Source organism: Bacillus sp. SIMBA_031 (assembly GCF_046535225.1).
GTDB lineage: Bacteria > Bacillota > Bacilli > Bacillales > Bacillaceae > Bacillus > Bacillus velezensis.
In genome coordinates this window covers 1-247 of record NZ_JAWRXC010000559.1, presented here as the reverse complement: position 1 = coordinate 247, position 247 = coordinate 1, and the positions used below count along the sequence as shown (strand labels likewise).

At 66.4% G+C, this 247-nt stretch carries 1 protein-coding gene; it reads right to left on the bottom strand.

From position 1 onward, the window contains the following. Nucleotides 1–247, bottom strand: a 247-nt coding sequence (locus tag SB724_RS21355) for a hypothetical protein (RefSeq protein ID WP_410573023.1), incomplete at both ends; no start/stop codon positions are given.

The window sequence follows — 247 nt, the reverse complement described above, 5'->3', positions numbered from 1 at the left end:
CCGCCCGCACCACGTGCAATGTCCGTGCGGGCAAATGACCAGGCGTTCTGCTGGCCAGCAACATGAAAGTTGATGCGCGGCGCGCTCGTTGTACTCACGCCTTCATAGGCGTCGATCGCCGCGAGATGCCGGCCGCCCTGACGCGTCCAGCGCAGACCCATATAGGCCGAGGTCGAGGCCGGCGCGTCTATCTGTAGTGCCTGTGTGCGCGTCGTGTTCCATGCCGCGTAGGCGCCGCCGATGCCGG